This window comes from Stenotrophomonas sp. As-7, from assembly GCF_030291015.1.
Taxonomy (GTDB): domain Bacteria; phylum Pseudomonadota; class Gammaproteobacteria; order Xanthomonadales; family Xanthomonadaceae; genus Stenotrophomonas; species Stenotrophomonas lactitubi.
In genome coordinates, this window is sequence record NZ_CP127405.1 from 3,460,037 (window position 1) to 3,475,514 (window position 15,478).

The window sequence follows — 15,478 nt, forward strand, 5'->3', positions numbered from 1 at the left end:
CGATCAGGCCTTCTTGAGGAAGCAGGTCTTCAGCACCAGCCCCTTGATCTTGTCCGAGTTGCCTTCGATGTGTTCGGCATCGTCTTCGACCAGGCGGATGTTGCGGATCACGGTGCCCTGCTTGAGCGGGATCGAGGAACCCTTGACCTTCAGGTCCTTGATCACGGTGACGGTGTCGCCGGTCTGCAGGGTATTGCCGTTGCTGTCACGCACGACCAGGGTCGAGCCAGCACCTTCTTCGGCCGTCCACTCGAAGCCGCAGTCGGCGCAGATCCACAGCGCGCCATCGGCATAGGTGTTTTCCAGGGTGCACTGCGGGCAGGCGGGAACAGAAGACATCGCAAGTACCTCAAAATGAATCAACAGCCGCCATTGTAACCGCCCGGCCTTTTCGTTCATTTTCCGGCGGCGTCCCGGCTGGGCCCCCGCCCGCCCCCGCACAAGGCAGGCACCGGAACTTGCAGCGCGCGGCAAACTCCAGCAGAGTGCGCGGCCCCTGATCGTCCCCGGACCTCCCCATGCGCCTCGGCATCGACTTCGGTACCAGCAACTCCGCCGCCGCCATCGTGCGTGATGGGACGCTGCTGCCGATCCGCTTCGGCGAGGCCGAACAGTTCCGTACCAGCGTCTACTTCCCCGGCGTGGTGCCCGATCCGGAGGATTTCCAGCTCGACGCCGGGCAGGAACACGAACTGCAGCAGCTGATCGACAGCGCCGCCCGTGCCGCCCGCGCCGCCCGCGCCGCCGGCCAGGAACGCACGCCACAGGCCCTGCGCCGCGAGGCCTTGCGCGCCCTGCGCCGGGAGTGGATGGAGGCGCGCGCTGGAAAGGAACGCAGTGCCAGCGACCTGCTGCAGAACGCGGTCTATGGCGACGACGCGCTGGAAGCGTATTTCGAGGAGCACGAGGGCAACCTCGTGCAGAGCCCGAAGTCCATGCTCGGCTACAACCTGCACCCGCGCGCACGGCAGACCATCACCGGCATCGCCGCGCACATCCTCGAACACATCCGCTTGACTGCCAGTGCCCAGCTCGGCCAGCCGCTGCGCAGCGCCCTGCTCGGCCGCCCGGTGCAGTTCCGCAGTTCGATCGGTGAGGCCGGCAACGACCAGGCCCTGGACATCCTGCGCGAAGCGGCCAGCCAGGCCGGCTTCGACCAGATCGACTTCCTTGAAGAGCCCGCCGCCGCAGCCATGCATTACCACGCTGAAAGCAGCGATCGCCATCAGGCGGTGATCGTCGATATCGGCGGCGGCACCACCGACATCGCACACGCCGAAGTGGGCGGCAGCGAAGCGCCACGCATCCACCGTGCCTGGGGTATCGCCCGCGGCGGTACCGATATCGACCTGGCCCTGAGCCTGTCCGGTTACATGCCGCTGTTCGGCCGTGGCATCACCCGCGTACCCACCCACCACTACGTGGAAGCGGCCACCGTGCAGGACATGACCCGCCAGCGCGAGTTCCGCCAGCACAACTACGACAACGTGGATGCGCCGTGGGGCGCGCGCCTGCAGGCACTGCAGGACACCGGCAACACTGCCCGCCTGTACCGCGATGTCGAGCGCGCCAAGATCGCCCTCAGCGGCGCCAGCGAGCATCGCAGCACACTGGACTACATCGCCCGCGACCTGCACGTGGACAACAGCGCCGACGGTCTGGCCGCCGCCGCCCATGGTTACCTGACCCAGATCCGCGAACTGCTTGCGCAGGTCCGCAATGACATCGGCGGCGACCCGGACGCGGTGTTCCTGACCGGCGGCATGTCCCGCGCCCGCTACCTGCGGCAGGCCGCTGCCGAGGCCTTCCCGGGCGCCCGCATGGTCCACGGCGAGCCCTCGCTGGGAGTCGTCCAAGGCCTTGCGCTGGCGGCAGCCAGCCGGGATTAACAAAACGTTACGCGGTCTGCGCTACCCTTGGCCGGCTAGAAAACCGCTGCACCTTCCGCTGGCCTCGCCGGTGTGTGTACCCATGGTGCAGCCTGCCCCGCCCAGCGGGTCTGGCGACCATGCCCTCTGGCTCGAACATGGTCTGCGTACTACCCGAGCCGCCATCGAGACCCGCTTTGGGCACCCGCCAGGCCCCTGTGGCCGTACAACCTGACGCTGAACCAGCACCCATCGACTGCCGCCGTTGTGACGCGGTCTGTTGCCGGTTGCCGGTCCTGCTGCAGCCCGGCGACCACGTGCCCGGCCAGCTCCTGTCGCGCGACGCCCACGGCCGTGCCGTGATGGCGCGCAACGAGGAAGGCTGGTGCGCGGCGATCGATCCGTATCACCTGCGCTGCACGATCTATTCGCAGCGCCCGGCGATCTGCCGCCAGTTCTCGATGGGCGGCGACGACTGCCGCCGCGAGCGGCAGGACTACCTGCGCCAGGCTGAGTCCTGCGCGCTTTCCTCCCCTTCCACCTGACAGGAGCAACCATGCCCCGCAAGGCAAAGACCCCCGCGAAGGCCAGCAACAGCATCCGCAGCGAACGCAAGGGCGCATCCGCCAGCACCGTGGTCAACAGCGACTCGATCGCCTCCGACCTGGCCGCGTTCCGCAAGAGCGGTGGCAAGATTGAAGTTCTCGGTACCACCTGGGCGCTGAAGAAAGCCAGCTGACCCACCCCCGACCGCGGCGGCGCTGCCGCCGCGGCCTGCCGGGCCGCGCTCAGCGGTCCAGGCGTACCTGCACACTGCCCGAGTGCGACTGCACGCGGATATCGCCGTCGCCGCTGCCCAGGCGGGCATCCAGGCTGCTGCCCGGTCCATAGCGCGGCCGCTCGACCTTGCCGGCGTCGCTGTTGATCGACCCGCTGAAGCTGTTCACCGACAGCTGCGCCGACACCGTGCGCGGCAGCCGCAGGCTGACCGATGCACTGACCGACTCCACGTTGATGCGTCCGCCCGGCGCCAGCCCGGCCGCCGACAGGTCGATGCTGCCCGACACGGTTTCCACCGCAAGCCGCTGCACGCGACCGGCGTCGACCTCGACCCGGCCGGACACCGTCTGCGCACCGATATCGCCCGACACGCCGCCGCCGGCTTCGATGCGGCCACTGACCGTGTTCACGTCCAGCTTCGGCGTCTGCAGTCGCGCATTGACACTGCCACTGACCGTATTGAGCTTGCTGTCGCCACTGCGACCCGATGCACTCAGGCTGCCACTGACCGTATCGGCCTGCAGGCGGCGCACGTCAATGCCGCTGATGTCCTGGCTGGCACTGACCGTGCTCAGCAGCAGTTCCACCGAGCGCGGCACGTTGAGGGTCAGGGTGGCGCCGCCACTGTTGCCGCGTCGCGGATACTCGATTTCCCAACGCACACGGTTGGCGCTCTTTTCCTGGCGCAGCTGCAGGCCGTCGCTGAGCGTGCCGGTAAGCTGCACGTCGTTGCGGTCCCAGCCGCGCACGCTCACCTTGCCGGCCACATTGCTCAATTCGATACGACCGCCCGCAGCCAGCGTGTGGCGTTCGTCGATGCGGGTGTCGGCCAGCGCCATGGTGGGCACCAGCAGCAGGGCCGCGCAGAAGGGGAAAAGGGTTCGCATCGGGGGGTCTCCTCAGGTCGTCAAGCCGGATTCGGCGGCATAGGCCGCCTGCCGGGTCAGTTCCAGCCGCAGCGCGTAAGTGCGCCTGAGCTGGCCAAGCAGGTGCGGTGCACGCGGGTCCTGCGCCAGCGCGGCACGGATCTGTGCCGCACTTTCATCCAGTTCGTGCAGGGCGGGCTGCCATTCCGGCGCCCGCCCATCAGGCAGCGAAGCCACGGCCTGCTGGTACTGCTCGGTCATCGCCGCGGCCTGCAGTTGCAGGGCGGACGGTGCCGGCGCGTCCAGCTGCGCATGCCGCCATGGCGCCACCGCGTAGAGCGCGAGGCTGGCCGCCAGCGCCGCGCCAACCGGCAACCACCAGCGTCGACGGCTGCGCAGTGGCAACGCCACTACGTTGTCCGTCGGCACCTGCGCGGCAACCGGCTCGCGGGGTGGCAACCGCGCCGACAGGCGTTCCCAGCCATCGGTGGGTACGCTGCGTTCGCTCGGCAGCGCGCGCAGCCGGGCCAGCAGGTCGTGGTCGGAATCGTGGTCGTGTGTACTCATGTCATGTCTCCCAGCCGCGCGCGCAGCAGGCCACGCGCGCGATGCAGCTGTGCTTTGGAACTACCGACCGCCATCTGCAGCTGGCCGGCGATTTCATGGTGTTTCCAGCCTTCGATATCGTGCAGCACCAGCACCGCACGTGCGCGCGGTGGCAGGGTCGCCAATGCGCGTTCCAGATCGCGTTCGGTGCCGGCGCAGCCGTCATGCACCGCCATCTCTGGTATCCCACCGTCAACGTCGTCCAGGCTGTCGTGGTCATGCCCGGCGGCGCGGCCGCGCAGTTCCATCAACGCGGCGTTGACCCCCAACCGATGCAGCCAGGTCGACACGCTGCTCTCGAAACGAAAGCCGGGCAGTGCCTTCCATGCCTGCAGGAACGCCTCCTGCAGTGCATCCTCGGCACGTGCCTGCTGGCCGCCGCACAGCCGCCACAGGGTGGCAAACACCCGCGGCGAGTGCCGCCGATACAGCAGTTCGTAGGCAGCGGTATCGCCGGCCGCCGCCGCACGCACCAAAGCGGTTTCGTCGACGACGTCGTTGGCGGCAGGCGGCGCGGGCATGGTGGTGTCGAGCATATCCGTTGGATGCGGCCTGCCGGAAAAAGGTTTAGATCTGCCGACGCGCTTTCTGCTTGCAACCTTTTCGCGGCTGGCTGCATCCATCACAGGTCCCCCGCAGGCCTGCCCGGCCAGGAGCCTCCCATGTCCAGTCCTTCCTGCGCCGCCCTGCTGGCGATCGTGGCCTGCATGCTGCTGCAGGCGTTCGGCGTTTCCCTGCACTGGCGTGCCGAGAGCGGCCGCGCCTGCCTGCAGCAGCACAAACAGGATCTTGTCTGCCTTGCCTGGGTACAGGCGGTCGAAACGTCGACACGCGCCGGGTAACATCAAGACCCGTTTCCGTCACATGTTGTCGCCCCATGATGTTGTCGCTGAAGGACCACCTGCCCGCCTGGACCCACCCCTGGCTGCATGACATCGGGATCGCCCTGCAGATCCTGATCACCCTGCTCGCCGCCTGGCTGCTGCGGGTGCTGGCCCGGCGCCTGATCCGCCGCTTCGCCGATCACTACACGCTGCCACCGGAAATGGTGATGGGTGCGCGCCGGATCACCAGTTTCGTGGTCTATTTCAGCGCGGTGCTGTACATCCTCAGCCTGCTCGGCGCATCCCCCTCGGTGTTGTGGACGGCCTTCACCGGTTTTGCTGCGGTGGGCGCGGTGGCGTTCTTCGCGGCCTGGAGCGTGCTGTCCAACATCTTCTGTACGCTGCTGATCTTCACCACGCGGCCGTTCCGCCTGCATGACTACATCGAAGTGCTGGAAAACGGCGAAAAGCCCGGACTGAAGGGCCGGGTGATCGACGTCAACCTGATCTACACCACGTTGCAGGAAACCGGTGACGGCCACGAGGGCACGGTGCTGCAGCTGCCGAACAACCTGTTCTTCCAGCGCACGGTGCGCCGCTGGCGCGACCCGACGCAGGCGCCCGGCGGCATCCAGGGCGACGGCTGAGGTTGGGTTGGTCGGCAGGGCTGCGCCCTGCACCCGCCGAAGCGGTAGTGCCGGCCGCTGGCCGGCAACCTCAACAGCAAAGGCTGGGTTCCTGTGGGATGGCGGGGTGGGCCCGGTGGCAGGGGCCGCTGCAAGTACGTCCATGTAAGCTCGGTCGCCGCATCCATGCGGCTCACGCCCCTGCCACCGGCCCCACCCCGCCTTCGACAGATCTCCGCGATCTGTAATCCACGCCATGCGTGGATGCTCTTTCATCAAATTCCAATATCGAAATATTCGATTTCCATCGGAATTCATCCACGCATGGCGTGGATCTACCAGGCACCGGAAAACTGTCAGAGGTGGGGCGGTGTCGGATTGCGGGGTGTCAGCCGCATGGATGCGGCTGCCAAGCCTACAAGGACGTACTTGCGGCGTCCCCGCAATCCGACACCGCCCCACCACCCCACGGAATGCCAGCTTTTGCTGTTGCCTTTGCCTTGGCTTGAAGCATCTGCAGGTGCAGGGCACAGCCCTGCCGCCCCCCCTTCACCGCAGCTGGCTGTCCTTGCTCCCGCGCCGGTTGTAGCCACTCTGCGCCTGTTCCTCTTCGTCGTGCGCCTGCTGGCAGTTCACGCACAGCCGAACCCCAGGCACCGCCTGACGCCGCGCCAACGGAATCGGCGCGTCGCATTCCTCACAGTGTTCCAGACCTGGGCCCTGGCGCAGCTGACGCCGCGCGCGGGCAATCGCATCGTCGACGGTGGCGTCGATCTGGTCCTGGACCGCGCCATCTCCGGCCCAACCGGTAGCCATGGCCATCCTCCGCAGGGGTGTCGCCTGATATGGGGACGATACACCCCGCCGCAATCGGTAGCGCCGGGCCATGCCCGGCGGACGCTGCGGCCGGTTCAGCGCCGCCTTACCAGACCAGGTCGTCGGGAACCTGGAACTGCGCGTAGTAGGCGTCGTCCTCGGCGTTGCCGGTGGAAATCTCGGCGCTGGAGCCGGGCGTGCCATGGTCGACAACAATCGCTTCCGGGGCGCGCTCACGCACTTTTTCAGCCGCCGCGCGCGGCAGCACCGCGTAGCCGTCGCCGTGGGCCACGATGACCAGCACGCCCACCGACAGCGCCTTGCGCAGCTTGGTATCGATCAACAGGGTGCGGATCACCGCGCCATCGCTGAAGCGGTACTCGTCCTCGCCTTTGTGCGGCACGGCGTGGGCGCTGATGATCTGTTTCGCCTGCGCCTTCTGTTCAGCCAGCTTGGCCTGCGCGTTGCGTTCGGCGGCCAGCGCGCGGTCGCGCTCGACCTTCTCGGCGCGAGCGCGTTCAGCTTCACGCTGGACTTCCGCCGACGTCGACTCGGCCTTGCCCTGGCGGGCCTTGGCCTGTTCACGCGCGGCGGCGCTGGCCTGCGACTTCTTGGCCAGGCCGGCCTTGAGCAATTGTTCCTGCAGCGCGTTGGGCTTTGCCATGGTCGATACGTACCGCGTGTAATCTGGATGCCCCATTCTACCGACGCGCCGACGCCCCTGCATGGCTGTCCTGAAGTACCTCACCGGCTACCCCGAACCCCTGGTCGCCCAGGTCAGCGACCTGCTGGCCCAGGGCAAGCTGGGCCCCTGGCTGCAGCAGCGCTACCCGGACCCGCATGAGGTGCGCAGCGACCGCCAGCTGTACGACTACACCCAGGACATGAAGGACCGCTACCTGCGCAAGTCGGTGCCGCTCAATAAGGTCTGCTACGACAACACGCTGGAAGTCATCAAGCATGCCCTGGGCACCCACACCGCCATTTCCCGCGTGCACGGGGGCCGGCTCAAGGCCAGCCGCGAGATCCGCATCGCCACCGTGTTCCGGCAGGCGCCAGCCGCCTTCCTGCGCATGATCGTGGTGCACGAACTGGCGCATCTGAAGGAGGCCGACCACAACAAGGCCTTCTACCAGCTGTGCCAGCACATGGAGCCCGATTACCTGCAGCTGGAGTTCGATACCCGGCTGTACCTGACCGAGCTGGCCAACCGTGGCCAGCGCTGAAACGGCGTAGCGGCTACACTGCGCGCCCCCTGCCCGACCTTTCGCCATGGAACCGACCCGACTCGACAAACGCCTGTCCGCCCTGCTCGGCATCCCGCGTGGTGAAGCGCGGCGCTATATCGAGGGCGGCTGGGTCAGCGTCGATGGCGAGGTGGTGGAACAGCCGCAGCGCCCGGTGGACGAGAGCGCCAGCATCGTGGTGGCCGAGCAGGCCAGCGACAGCAAGGCCGAGCGCGCCAGCATGCTGCTGCACAAGCCGGCAGGCGTGCCGGCCGATGCCCTGTGCGCGCTGATCCGCACCGAAGCCCGCAGCGAACTGGATGCCAGTGACATCCGTCCGCTGCAGCGGCACTTCCACGGCCTGCAGCTGGCCTCCTCGCTGCCGGCCGACGACAACGGGCTGGTGGTGGTCAGCCAGGATCCGGCCGTGCTCGCGCACCTGCAGCGGAACCTGGGCCGCACCGAACAGGAATATCTGGTCGAAGTGGCTGAAGGCGGCCCGGAACGTGGCCCGTGGCTGATGGCCCGGCTGCAGCATGAAGCCGGCGGCCCCAAGGTCAGCTGGCAGAGCGAGCAGCGCCTGCGCTTTGCAGGCAAGGGGCTGACCGCGAAGGGACTGAGGACTGCGGTGACGGCCGCCGGCCTGCAGGTTGTGGCCGTACGCCGCCTGCGCATCGGCCGGGTGGCGCTGGGCCCGCTGGCCGTGGGCCAGTGGCGCTATCTGGGCAGCGACGAGCGGTTCTGAGTCACGGCGCTTCATCCACGCATGGCGTGGATCTACTGATGGCGCTTCATCCACGCATGGCGTGGATCTACTTCCAGGCGTGGCGTGGATCTACGCGCGGCGTGGAACTACCATCGGCGTCATGAGTCTGCGCAAACCCCTATGGCGGCGTCTGCTGCGCGTCGCCGCGATCATCATCGCTGCCCTGCTTCTGCTGGTCCTGTCCGGCCTGCTGCTGGCCGACCACCTGGCCCCGCAGGCGCGCGGTGAAGCGTCGCAGGTGCTGCCACTGCAGCCTGCGCAGACGCCCATTGATCGACAGATCATGCCGCTGCAGGCTGCCCATCCTGGGCAGTCTGGCGTGGCCTTCCTCAGCGATGGCATGGATGCGTTCGCCGCCCGCGCGATGATCACCGAACATGCAGGCCGCAGCCTGGACCTGCAGTACTACATCTGGCACGACGACCTGATCGGCCACCTGATGGCCAAGGCGCTGTACGACGCTGCCGAACGTGGCGTGCGCGTGCGCATCCTGCTCGATGACATGAACGCCAAGGACAAGGATGCGCTGATGATGGCGCTCGATGCGCATCCCAACATCGAGCTTCGCCTGTACAACCCGTTCCGCAACCGCAGCGGCATCGCCCGCACGCTGGAACTGGTGCAACGCGCCTTCAGCGTGAACCACCGCATGCACAACAAGAGCTGGATCGCCGATGGGCGCATCGCCATCGTCGGCGGCCGCAACATCGGTGAAGAATATTTCAGCGCGCGCAGCGATGTGAACTTCCAGGACCTGGACCTGGTGGTGGCCGGCCCGGCCGTGCAGCAGGCCAACCAGATCTTCGACGACTACTGGAACAGCGACGCGGCCATTCCGATCTCGGCGCTGGCGACCTACACCGATGCGCAGCTGCGCCAGCTGGTACGCCAGTCCGATCTGGACGCGCTGCATGCGCAGGCGCAACCGTACCTGCAGCGCGTGGCAGAGTCGCGCCAGCGCCAGCGCGCCAGCCCCGAGCCGCTGCACTGGAGCACGCAGGTACGGATCCTGTCCGATCCACCGATGAAGCACCACGGCGATGCGCATGACGACTGGCTGGTCACCGCGCTGGTCCGGCAGCTGCAGTCGACGCGCTACAAGGCACTGTTGATCTCACCGTACTTCGTGCCCGGCAGCGAAGGGCTGGACGGCCTTTCGGCGATGGCGGGGCGTGGCGCCCAGGTCGGCGTGGTGACCAACTCACTGGCGGCCAACGATGTGGCTGCCGTGCACGGTGGTTACATGGGCTACCGGGTGCCGCTGCTGAAGGCCGGCGTGCAGCTGTACGAACTGAAGGCGAGCGGCCAGACCGGTGACAGCAGCCTGTTCGGCAGCAGTGGCGCCAGCCTGCACACCAAGGCATTGCTGGTCGACGACCAGCGCGGGTTCGTCGGATCGTTCAACCTCGATCCGCGTTCGGCCTATCTCAACACCGAGATGGGCGTGCTGTTCGACGACCCGGTGCTGGGCGCGCAGCTGCGTGCGGAATACCTGCGCCTGGCCAGCCCGGAACACAGCTGGTGGCTGGCGCTGGGCGCTGATGATGAACTGCGCTGGCTGCAGCGCGAGCCGCCACCGCATTGGGTCGAAGCCGAGCCCGGCAGCAGCCTTGGCAAGCGTTGGACGGCGCGGGTGATCAGCTGGTTGCCGCTGGAATCGCAGCTGTAACGATCAGCGGGCGAGCCCTTCGCCATCGCCGTGCAGGCTCTCGTCCAGGGTTTCCACATTGCGCCCGTGCAGGCGCCGCCAGATCCAGCGCAGCGCGTGCGGCGGCGCTGCCGGCAGCTGTTCCAGCAAAGCCAGCATGCGGCCCTGGCTGGCATGCCCGTGCCGGCACAGCAGGCTGGCCGCCGCAGCGGCGCTGGCCAGTCGCAGGCTGTCGGCCAGCGGACCGTCAGCGTCAGGCGCCAGGGCCTGATGCACCGGCTCGGGCAGTTCCCAGGCGGCAGCCACCCGCTGTGCCAGCGGTAGTGACCACTGCTGCAGCAACTGCAGGGTCAGCGCCGGCTCCACCTCTTCGCCGCGTGCCTGCGCTTCCTGCAGCAGTTGCCGCATGACCAGCGCTGCGCCCAGGCCCTGCACCAGGCCCAGCCATTGCGCAGCGAAGGCATCGCCGAAGGTGACCGTGCGCGCGTGGTCGGCGGCCGCGCGCGAAGCCAGCAGCGCGTGCTCCCAGATGATCGAACTGAACTGCGGGAACACCTCGCACTGCACCTGCATCACCGGCTGCACCAGCACTGCGCTGATGATCTGCCGCACGCCTTCGGTGCCGACCAGGGTCACCGCCCGCTGCAGGCTTTCCACGGGCCGCTCGTGCACCTTGTAGGCCGGGCTGTTGGCGATCCGCAGCAGGTTGCCGGTCAGCACCGGATCCTGGCCGATGATCGCGGCCATCACCCGCGCCGATGCAACGTCGTCATTGACCGTCTGGATCAGCTGCGGCAGCAGTTGCGGACGCCGCGGCAGCTGCCGGGTAGCCCAGTCACGGTCCTGCAGCGCGCGGTCCACCGCCTCGGCCAGACCCGACGCGCTGACCGCGGTCGGTTCGCCGGCCAAGCGCGGATACAGGGCCAGTGCATGCAGCCCGCGCTGCAGGTGAGCGGCGACCTCGGCCGCCGGCAAGGCGTCACCCTGCAGGCTTGCCGCCGCCGCGGCCACGGCCTGGCGGGGGGCTGCGGCCAGACGTGCCGGGGCCTGCCCGGTCAGCTGCGACAGCCAACGCAGCACAGATCGCCACCACGCTGCGGTCATCGCCGCCCATCCTGTCGTTTTCCTGCTGCTGCCACTGCCTGCGCCTTCATCACATCCGGCCACCTGCCGTCGTCGCAGCATCGGCCGCACTTTCATCTTCTTTAACCCGGGCGCTTCCTGCGTCGACGGCATATCCCGGGCGAATGGACTAGAATGGCGCCGCGCGACCCGTCCCCCTGTACCGACGACGTCGCTTTTTTTGTTTTCGGACCCTACCGTTCATTGGCAGTTCGCCGCAGTTCACCGCAGATCGCGCCATCGGAGACCCCATGCTATTCGAAACCCTCGCAACCACCGGCCACGAACAGGTGGTGTTCTGCCACAACCAGGATGCCGGCCTGCGGGCGATCATCGCCATCCACAACACCACCCTGGGCCCCGCCCTGGGCGGGGTGCGCATGCGCCCTTACGCCAGCACTGACGATGCGCTGGCCGATGTGCTGCGGCTGAGCCGCACGATGACCTACAAGAATGCGCTGGCCGGTCTCAATGTCGGTGGCGGCAAGGCGGTGATCATCGGCGACCCCAAGGTCGACAAGACCGAAGTGCTGTTCCGCGCCTTCGGCCGCTACGTCGATTCGCTGGGCGGTCGCTACATCACCGCCGAGGATGTCGGTACCGACGTCAACGACATGGAGAACATCTACCTGGAGAGCCAGTTCGTCACCGGCGTGCACCAGGTCCATGGCGGCTCGGGTGATCCGGCCCCGTTCACCGCCTATGGCGCGCTGCAGGCGCTGATGGCCTCGATGCGCTTCAAGTTCGGCCATGAGGAAGTGGGCAAGACCAGCATCGCGGTGCAGGGCCTGGGCCATATCGGCATGGAACTGGTGAAGCTGCTGCGCGACCGTGGCGCCAAGCTGTATGTCACCGATCTGGACAGCGCGCTGGTGGATCGTGCGGTCAACGACTTCGGCGCCGAGGCCGTCAAGCCGGACGAGATCCACGAAGTGAACGCCGATGTGTTCGCGCCGTGCGCGCTGGAAGGCGCGATCAACGCCGACACCCTGCCGCGGATCAAGGCGAAGATCATCTGTGGCACTGCCAACAACCAGCTGTCCAGCCTGGAGATCGGCGACGAACTGCATGCGCGCGGCATCCTGTATGCGCCTGACTACGCGGTCAACGCCGGTGGCGTGATGAACGTGTCGCTGGAAATCGACGGTTACAACCGCGAGCGCGCGATGCGGCTGATCCGCAGCATCTACCACAACCTGACGCGCATCTTCGAACTGTCGCAGCGCGAGAACATCGCCCCGCAGCGTGCCGCCGACCGGATCGCCGAAGCGCGCATCCTGTCGATCGGCAAGCTGAAGATGCCGCTGGGCCGCAGCACGCCGCGCCTGGGCAATCTGCGCGGCGGCTGATCGCCGCCTCGCGAACCGTGCGCGTGCCGACCCATGGTCGGCAGCGCCGGATGAACGCGCCGGGCGGCAGGCCCGGCGCTACGATCAGAAGCCAGCGCTGTAGCGCAGCGCCGCCTGACGTGCATCGTTGCCACCCACGCGCTGGTCGATACCCAGGCTCAGGCGGCCATTGCGGCCCCACCATGATTCCAGCGCCAAGCCGAACAAGGCACTGCCCCGCGGTGCGTCGACACCGGCCAACGGCGCCCAGGCATCAACACCGACGAAGCTTGCCTGCCAGGCCTGCTCACTGCCATCCAGCCGTTGCTGCCACTCGGCATGGCCGCGCAGGGTCCAACGACCCCACTGCCGCTCGCCGCGCAGGCCCGCCAGCATCTGGCTGCGCTGTGCACGTGACGCCTCCCCGCGCAGGCCGAAGCCGAAGCCACCCTGCTCGCTGAAGCCATCGGTATCCAGGCGCGTGCTGCTGGCCCCCAGGTACGGGGTCAACGACGCACCGATGCGCCCGAAACGATAGCCGCCTTCGACGCTGGCACTGCTGAAACGCCCGCCGTAGCGCGCGGACACACCGTAGGCACCGGCACCCAGCAGCAACTGACGGTCCAGTTCACGGGCGAACTGGCCGGTGCCGAACTGGGCCAGGGCATAGCCACGCCCCAGGTTCCAGCCGGCATAGAGTTGCGCCTGCGTCTGGCGGTCGCGACCGCGATCGCCACTGAAGTTGCTGCCGCCGTTGCTGCGGGTTTCACCGAAAGCCATGCCCAGCAGACCGTTGCTGCCCAGTGCTACGTCCTGGCCGGCCATCCAGCCCCGGCTGTCGGCGGCATTGCCGGCAAAACTGCCCTGCCCGGCTTCACCCAGCGCGCTCTGCCAGGCGCCACGCAGCTTCGGCGCCGCCTGCACGCGGTCGAAGCGCTCGGCAACCGCACGGCGCGACATGTCCACGCTGTCGAAGGTCGAGGCTTCGGCACGCGCATGCGCCTGTCCGGACAGGCTCTCCAGGCTCGCCGACAGGCCATCGGTGCCGCCCGCCGTACGCTGCAGCGCGCCGGCGGCCGCACCGAACGCCGAACCCTGCAGATCCGCATTGCGGTCCAGCGCGGTGAATGCCGACTCCACCCGCAGTGCCGATGCCTGTGCATTGGCGCCCAGGCCGGACGCAGCGGCGGAAACATTGACCTGGGTCAGGTCCATCCACGCGTCGTTGCTGCCATAGCCGTACTGTGCCTGCAGCAGGGTCAGGCCGTTGGCGCCGGTGTTGGACACCGGTGTGGTGAACGTACCGTTGATACCGCCGTTGGCGTGGATCAGCGCTTGGCGGCTGCCGACCTGCGGCACGTAACCGGAAACGATGCCATCGACCACCACGCCGCCGGCCAACCGTGCGGTACCGGTCACCTGCAGCGCGTTCACGCCCAGCGCGACGATCAGCCGCGCATCCGGACGCTGGCTGTAATTACCTTCGATGGTCGCGGTGGTGTTGGCGTTGATCAGCACCACGCTGGCGCCGTTGTCGACGTTGCCGATCACCCGCGGCGTGCCCGGCATGAACTGCAGGCCGGCCATCGAGACACCGCCGGCACCAGAGATGCTGACGTTGGAACGGATCACTGCGCCGCCCCGCAGGGCCAGGCTGCCGCGCTCGATGCGGGTATCGCCGCTGTAGCTGTTGTTGCCGCTCAGCTCCAGCCGGCCATCGCCGCGCTTGACCAGGCCGCCAGCGCCAGCAATGTCGTTGCTCCAGATCGAGCCCGAGGATGGCGCGTCGACATTGACCGTGACATCGCCCCAGTCGAAGCGGCCGGGACCGTTCACCGCCTTGCCGACGTTGAGCAGGCCGTAGCCGTAGATCGGATCGACGCCGGGCGCACCGATGTCGGTGGCCGTGCCGAGCAGGGTCTGCCGCACCAGGTCGTTGTCGAAGTACGGGTAGCGCTGCCAGACCAGCGCCGCAGCGCCGGAGATCAGCGGCGCGGCGAAGGATGTGCCGTAGTTCCACAGATACTTGCCGGTACCCGGTTCGGGGAACACCGCGCTGCCGGGAGCGGTCAGGCAGTAACGCGCGGCGTCGCCACAGGCATTGGCCCAGGGGGCACGCTCACCCGGCTTGTTCGGATCGATCGCGGTGGCCACCAGCCAGCCTTTTTCCAGATCGGCTGCGGGCAGCGATCCGCCGAGGCCACGCTGGCTGGGCAACGCGGCCACGCTGCTGGGCTGGTCGCGCCCCTCATTGCCTGCGGCGAACACCACCAGGCCACCGTGGTTGATGATGAAGGGGCGGTATTCGGCCGCGACCTGCGCGGTGGTGCCGAGGTCGGTCCAGTACAGGCCGCCCCAGGAATTGTTCATCACCTTCACGCCGTAGCCGATCAGGTCCTGGTGGACCCCGGCCACGCCCAGCGTGCCGCTGAAGGAGTTGCCCTTGCCGCTGCCGTCATCCTGGGGCGCGGTGTCGGAAATGATCCGCGCCGAGACGATCTCCGCACCCGGTGCGATGCCTCCGGGCCAGACCCCCACCGATGCACCGGCAGCCAGGCTGGCCACGGCCGTGCCATGGCCAAGCACGTCATCGACGTTGAGATTGTTGCGGCTCGGGTCGATGTAGTTGAGGTTGGCCACTACCCGTCCGTTCAGTGCCTCGGCGTTGCGCAGCACGCCCGAATCGACAATGCCGATGCGCACGCCGCGGCCGGTCACGCCAGTGGCCTGTGCGGCACGCGCGTTGGTCTGTGCCAGATGCGCATCCACCGCCGGCTCCAGCGGCTTGGACGCGGGAGGCGGGGTGACCGGGGGCGTGACCGGTGGCGTAACCGGTGGCGGGTCGATGCGCACGTTGCTGCCGCCCCCTCCACCGCCACACGCCGACAGCGCCACCGCCAGCGCCGATGCCAGGACCGACCTTCCCATCGTCTTACGTTCCATCGTTTCCTTCCCATGAACGTTGGCCTGCCGCCATCCGGGCAGGCATCCAGGACTGCCCA

General features: G+C 67.8%; 17 protein-coding genes. 9 read left to right on the forward strand and 8 right to left on the reverse strand.

Annotated features, from left to right (window positions below; genetic code table 11):
- Positions 1-3 precede the first annotated feature (3 nt).
- Positions 4-339, reverse strand: a complete 336-nt coding sequence (locus tag QP457_RS15930; protein ID WP_099818962.1) for a zinc ribbon domain-containing protein YjdM — start codon at positions 337-339, stop codon at positions 4-6.
- A gap of 179 nt (positions 340-518) precedes the next feature.
- On the opposite strand from QP457_RS15930, the gene QP457_RS15935 reads away from it, so the two are divergent.
- The 3 genes from QP457_RS15935 to QP457_RS15945 all read left to right on the forward strand — a co-directional run bounded on the left by QP457_RS15935 (position 519) and on the right by QP457_RS15945 (position 2,607).
- The gene (locus QP457_RS15935; RefSeq protein ID WP_205406237.1) at positions 519-1,889 is read left to right on the forward strand and encodes an Hsp70 family protein; all 1,371 of its coding nucleotides are present in this window, start codon (positions 519-521) and stop codon (positions 1,887-1,889) included.
- 275 nt (positions 1,890-2,164) lie between these two features.
- Complete coding sequence (locus QP457_RS15940; RefSeq protein WP_240196701.1) at positions 2,165-2,413, forward strand: YkgJ family cysteine cluster protein; 249 nt, start codon at positions 2,165-2,167, stop codon at positions 2,411-2,413.
- Positions 2,414-2,424: 11 nt separating this feature from the next.
- Positions 2,425-2,607 carry a hypothetical protein gene (locus tag QP457_RS15945; protein WP_025879072.1) on the forward strand — a complete coding sequence of 61 codons (183 nt, stop codon included), beginning with the start codon at positions 2,425-2,427 and terminating at the stop codon, positions 2,605-2,607.
- Between the two features lie 49 nt (positions 2,608-2,656).
- On the opposite strand, the gene QP457_RS15950 is transcribed toward QP457_RS15945, so the two are convergent.
- The 3 genes from QP457_RS15950 to QP457_RS15960 are packed head-to-tail and all read right to left on the reverse strand — an operon-like array spanning position 2,657 to position 4,656.
- Positions 2,657-3,535 carry a DUF4097 family beta strand repeat-containing protein gene (locus QP457_RS15950; protein ID WP_180166255.1) on the reverse strand — a complete coding sequence of 293 codons (879 nt, stop codon included), beginning with the start codon at positions 3,533-3,535 and terminating at the stop codon, positions 2,657-2,659.
- 12 nt (positions 3,536-3,547) lie between these two features.
- The gene (locus tag QP457_RS15955) at positions 3,548-4,081 is read right to left on the reverse strand and encodes a hypothetical protein (protein ID WP_099818959.1); all 534 of its coding nucleotides are present in this window, start codon (positions 4,079-4,081) and stop codon (positions 3,548-3,550) included.
- Complete coding sequence (locus tag QP457_RS15960) at positions 4,078-4,656, reverse strand: RNA polymerase sigma factor (RefSeq protein ID WP_180166253.1); 579 nt, start codon at positions 4,654-4,656, stop codon at positions 4,078-4,080. The genes QP457_RS15955 and QP457_RS15960 overlap by 4 nt, the downstream gene beginning before the upstream one ends.
- Positions 4,657-4,782: 126 nt before the next feature.
- On the opposite strand from QP457_RS15960, the gene QP457_RS15965 reads away from it, so the two are divergent.
- Together QP457_RS15965 and QP457_RS15970 are read left to right on the forward strand one after the other, a co-directional pair.
- Complete coding sequence (locus QP457_RS15965; protein ID WP_180166252.1) at positions 4,783-4,962, forward strand: hypothetical protein; 180 nt, start codon at positions 4,783-4,785, stop codon at positions 4,960-4,962.
- A gap of 35 nt (positions 4,963-4,997) precedes the next feature.
- Positions 4,998-5,591: a mechanosensitive ion channel family protein gene (locus QP457_RS15970; RefSeq protein WP_080353823.1), complete on the forward strand. Its 594-nt coding sequence runs from the start codon at positions 4,998-5,000 to the stop codon at positions 5,589-5,591.
- Between the two features lie 528 nt (positions 5,592-6,119).
- On the opposite strand, the gene QP457_RS15975 is transcribed toward QP457_RS15970, so the two are convergent.
- Positions 6,120-6,386: a DksA/TraR family C4-type zinc finger protein gene (locus QP457_RS15975; protein WP_025879161.1), complete on the reverse strand. Its 267-nt coding sequence runs from the start codon at positions 6,384-6,386 to the stop codon at positions 6,120-6,122.
- A 106-nt stretch (positions 6,387-6,492) separates the two neighbouring features.
- Entirely contained in the window at positions 6,493-7,050 is a 558-nt protein-coding gene (locus QP457_RS15980) for a DUF2058 domain-containing protein (protein ID WP_205406238.1), read from the reverse strand.
- Between the two features lie 61 nt (positions 7,051-7,111).
- On the opposite strand from QP457_RS15980, the gene QP457_RS15985 reads away from it, so the two are divergent.
- From QP457_RS15985 to QP457_RS15995, 3 genes are all read left to right on the forward strand, one after another.
- Complete coding sequence (locus tag QP457_RS15985; RefSeq protein ID WP_059064772.1) at positions 7,112-7,612, forward strand: M48 family metallopeptidase; 501 nt, start codon at positions 7,112-7,114, stop codon at positions 7,610-7,612.
- Positions 7,613-7,658: 46 nt separating this feature from the next.
- The gene (locus tag QP457_RS15990) at positions 7,659-8,357 is read left to right on the forward strand and encodes an RNA pseudouridine synthase (protein WP_205406239.1); all 699 of its coding nucleotides are present in this window, start codon (positions 7,659-7,661) and stop codon (positions 8,355-8,357) included.
- Positions 8,358-8,436: 79 nt separating this feature from the next.
- Entirely contained in the window at positions 8,437-10,047 is a 1,611-nt protein-coding gene (locus QP457_RS15995; protein WP_205406240.1) for a phospholipase D family protein, read from the forward strand.
- A 3-nt stretch (positions 10,048-10,050) separates the two neighbouring features.
- Here QP457_RS15995 and QP457_RS16000 read toward each other — a convergent pair whose 3' ends face one another.
- Positions 10,051-11,130 (reverse strand): HDOD domain-containing protein, encoded by a 1,080-nt coding sequence (locus QP457_RS16000; protein ID WP_205406241.1) that lies wholly within the window; start codon positions 11,128-11,130, stop codon positions 10,051-10,053.
- A 269-nt stretch (positions 11,131-11,399) separates the two neighbouring features.
- Between QP457_RS16000 and QP457_RS16005 the strand changes: the two genes are divergently transcribed.
- A complete protein-coding gene (locus QP457_RS16005; protein ID WP_100553191.1) occupies positions 11,400-12,497 on the forward strand; it encodes a Glu/Leu/Phe/Val dehydrogenase dimerization domain-containing protein in 1,098 nt (365 codons plus the stop codon).
- A gap of 84 nt (positions 12,498-12,581) precedes the next feature.
- Here the strand turns inward: QP457_RS16005 and QP457_RS16010 are convergent, their stop codons facing one another.
- Entirely contained in the window at positions 12,582-15,419 is a 2,838-nt protein-coding gene (locus QP457_RS16010; protein ID WP_205406242.1) for an autotransporter serine protease, read from the reverse strand.
- Positions 15,420-15,478 lie beyond the last annotated feature (59 nt).

What these genes read in the sequence shown, in the direction of transcription:
- QP457_RS15930 (WP_099818962.1), bottom strand. Translation starts at nt 339, where the DNA reads ATGTCTTCTGTTCCCGCCTGCCCGCAGTGCACCCTGGAAAACACCTAT.
- QP457_RS15935 (WP_205406237.1), top strand. Translation starts at nt 519, where the DNA reads ATGCGCCTCGGCATCGACTTCGGTACCAGCAACTCCGCCGCCGCCATC.
- QP457_RS15945 (WP_025879072.1), top strand. Translation starts at nt 2,425, where the DNA reads ATGCCCCGCAAGGCAAAGACCCCCGCGAAGGCCAGCAACAGCATCCGC.
- QP457_RS15950 (WP_180166255.1), bottom strand. Translation starts at nt 3,535, where the DNA reads ATGCGAACCCTTTTCCCCTTCTGCGCGGCCCTGCTGCTGGTGCCCACC.
- QP457_RS15955 (WP_099818959.1), bottom strand. Translation starts at nt 4,081, where the DNA reads ATGAGTACACACGACCACGATTCCGACCACGACCTGCTGGCCCGGCTG.
- QP457_RS15960 (WP_180166253.1), bottom strand. Translation starts at nt 4,656, where the DNA reads ATGCTCGACACCACCATGCCCGCGCCGCCTGCCGCCAACGACGTCGTC.
- QP457_RS15965 (WP_180166252.1), top strand. Translation starts at nt 4,783, where the DNA reads ATGTCCAGTCCTTCCTGCGCCGCCCTGCTGGCGATCGTGGCCTGCATG.
- QP457_RS15970 (WP_080353823.1), top strand. Translation starts at nt 4,998, where the DNA reads ATGATGTTGTCGCTGAAGGACCACCTGCCCGCCTGGACCCACCCCTGG.
- QP457_RS15975 (WP_025879161.1), bottom strand. Translation starts at nt 6,386, where the DNA reads ATGGCTACCGGTTGGGCCGGAGATGGCGCGGTCCAGGACCAGATCGAC.
- QP457_RS15980 (WP_205406238.1), bottom strand. Translation starts at nt 7,050, where the DNA reads ATGGCAAAGCCCAACGCGCTGCAGGAACAATTGCTCAAGGCCGGCCTG.
- QP457_RS15985 (WP_059064772.1), top strand. Translation starts at nt 7,112, where the DNA reads ATGGCTGTCCTGAAGTACCTCACCGGCTACCCCGAACCCCTGGTCGCC.
- QP457_RS15990 (WP_205406239.1), top strand. Translation starts at nt 7,659, where the DNA reads ATGGAACCGACCCGACTCGACAAACGCCTGTCCGCCCTGCTCGGCATC.
- QP457_RS16000 (WP_205406241.1), bottom strand. Translation starts at nt 11,130, where the DNA reads ATGACCGCAGCGTGGTGGCGATCTGTGCTGCGTTGGCTGTCGCAGCTG.
- QP457_RS16005 (WP_100553191.1), top strand. Translation starts at nt 11,400, where the DNA reads ATGCTATTCGAAACCCTCGCAACCACCGGCCACGAACAGGTGGTGTTC.
- QP457_RS16010 (WP_205406242.1), bottom strand. Translation starts at nt 15,419, where the DNA reads ATGGAACGTAAGACGATGGGAAGGTCGGTCCTGGCATCGGCGCTGGCG.